A 2,650-nucleotide genomic window follows, 5' to 3' on the forward strand; every position below is an offset into this window, starting at 1 on the left:
GAGGGGGAGAAAAAGAAGAAGGGAAGAGTGTCCAGGATGACGGATTAAAGACACCCTCCCCGCCGTAAAAACGGCACCGTTCGAACAAGGAGAGGAATTGTTTGACTTATTCCCCCATTGAGGGGGGATACAGGGGGGGTGTGCCCTTTTCTTTGATTAGGAATACCAAAGAGAGATAATACTCATCGTTGGTTTGCAGTTTTTAAAAAAGAAAATTTCTAAAAAGGGGAGTTGGAGAAAACGTCGAGAGGACCTATCAATTTTACTCCGATTATTGCTGGTATTAGTGCCACTGTTGCTGTAATCAGCTTTTTTTTAGGATTACCCAATAATTTCACTCTAAGTCTCAGCTCTCAAGAGGGATCGGTTTTACAAGGAGAAAAAATAACTACTGAAATACGAATAGATGCGACTTGGAGGAATCGGCAACGAGTGAGCTTAAGCGCCTCGGGCGGACCTGAGGGAACGAATTATACTTTTTCTCCAGTTTCTGGTCCATCCCGACCGGGTTTCAGCTCGGAACTATCTATTATGGTGGATAAAAATTCTTTACCTGGACGTTATGAAGTGATTATAACCGGCATAGGGAGTAACGGTGAAGAAAGAAATAACAAATATTTTTTAAATTTAAAACCCGCCCCGATTCAGCAGGTTGATTCACAATCACAAGTGGCAAGCGGAGTTGGTCAAGTCGTTTTTCCTGCTTATATTGAAGATCTATTTTCTCTGACCGGACGATTAGGAGATGCTGATGACTTATCTCTCGATATAAGCTCCACAGAAGATCCCCATTCTATCCCCTCATGCCTTAAGTTGATTTATTCAACATCTCGAACCCCTATCAAAGGATGGGCGGGTCTATACTGGCAATATCCAGATCCAACAACGGGATATGAACCTAACGGAAAAAACCTTACAGGGTCAAATCAGCTTACTTTTTGGGCGAGAGGAGAGAAGGCAACAGAAAAGGTAAAATTTATGGTAGCCGGCGCAACAACTGGTTTTATTACACTGACCAGCAAATGGAAACAGTACACTCTTGATTTATCCGGTAAGGATCTAAGCAACATTAAAGGTGGGTTTTCTTTTATTGTAAATCGGACCTTAAATCCTGATGGTTGTACTTTTTATCTTGACGATATTCGTTATGAAAGGTGAGACCGACAATTATTTGATCTCACAAAAATTTATGGTTTTATGTAAAGTCAATCGATTGGATCAGTTGAGTTAGCCATGGCTGGGCAGTTTGGTATTCATCTTGGGGAAGGGAAATAATTATCAGAAGGGGTTTCCCAACGTAATAAGCTGTGAGCAGGGCAAAATTGCGATTATTTTCAACATATTGGTAAAGCTTTATCTCAATGACTTGAGAACCTGCGGTTAGGTTTGACTGATTTTGGAAAGATTTTCCTGATACTGCGCCCGCTTCAGCTTGTTTCAATTGATCGATTAAATCTGATACTACTATTTCAATTAGACTTTGGTTAGGACCATTATAGATAGTTTGATTTGAAGAAGTTTCCTTGAGAATCGTTCCCTGAGGAAGCGGAACATGAATACCAACTAGACCTGCTTGACTGACGAAGCTTAATTCAATAGGAGGCTGGCTTTGGTTTTTTTCTTCGGTTGTAACTAATTCTAAAACCTGGTTAAAATTAGTTTCTAATTGGTTAAAGTCGGCAATGCTGGAGTAAAAAAGAAAAAAGTAAGCTATTTTATTATAAATAACTAAAACGGACCGCGCTTTAAGCTGCAGAGTTCCATTACTAAATAGAAAATCATGTTGAACCGCAGGAAGGCCTGCTAGAGTAGTTGACTTGCTTTCGAGCGGAACATAAAGTTCAAACTCAGGTGGTTTTAATCGATTTTTTTGAATATATTCTAAGTATTCTTCCAGGGTTTTATTGCTATCAAGAGTTTCTTGAAAAACAATCAATTCAGCAATTACAATTCGTTGTTGGTTGGGAAGCTGAAAATATGCCATTTGAGAGGGATCGTTGATCGATTGCTTAACCCATCCAGGAGGATCGGCAATGAATAACTGCTGGTTCTTTGTAGGACTTACTACAGGGGTGATAAGAATCGTGTTTTGTGAATCAGTATTTGGTTCGATTGATTGATGAGGGATTGGAGAGGGTTGAAGAAGAATGCTTGGTGTTGCTAAATCCTCAGGGAGAGAAGTGGCAGCGATAGTTGGTTTGGGGGTATATTGAGGAGTAGAAATCGGAGTTGGTTCGGTTGGAGTAGGATTTGGGGTTAGAGAAGCTATGCCAGCAGAAGGTGTTCCTCCGAGATTTGTTTCACATTGAAGCTTATAATTAAGAGCCTGGGTATTATGAGGTTCAATTTTTAAAACAGCTTCAAGTTCAATGTAAGCATCAAGATAATTTCCCTCTTGAAATAACTGAATAGCTTTTCCCAATATTGCATCAATCTGAGTTTGATTTTGGGCATTGGTTGATAGAGGTATATAAAAGATAAAAAAAAGGAAAATGAAGATAGAAATTTGAAAAGATTTTTTTAGAAAATCAAGCACTCCATTTTTCCTCCTCATTCTCAAAATCTATCCTGAAAATACCGGAATAAGTGAAAAGTGATCAAACAAAAAACGATAAAGGCACACCCCCCTGAATCCCCCCTCAATGGGGGA

2 protein-coding genes are annotated in these 2,650 nt (G+C 39.4%); one reads left to right on the forward strand and one right to left on the reverse strand.

Annotated elements, in window-relative coordinates; all coding sequences use genetic code 11:
- The first annotated feature begins 231 nt into the window (after positions 1-231).
- Positions 232-1,158, forward strand: a complete 927-nt coding sequence (locus PLK24_RS10515; protein WP_324478920.1) for a hypothetical protein — start codon at positions 232-234, stop codon at positions 1,156-1,158.
- A gap of 37 nt (positions 1,159-1,195) precedes the next feature.
- On the opposite strand, the gene PLK24_RS10520 is transcribed toward PLK24_RS10515, so the two are convergent.
- A complete protein-coding gene (locus PLK24_RS10520) occupies positions 1,196-2,536 on the reverse strand; it encodes a hypothetical protein (RefSeq protein WP_324478922.1) in 1,341 nt (446 codons plus the stop codon).
- Between the last annotated feature and the right edge of the window lie 114 nt (positions 2,537-2,650).

It is taken from the genome of Atribacter sp., from assembly GCF_035418125.1.
Classification (GTDB): Bacteria; Atribacterota; Atribacteria; order Atribacterales; family Atribacteraceae; genus Atribacter; species Atribacter allofermentans.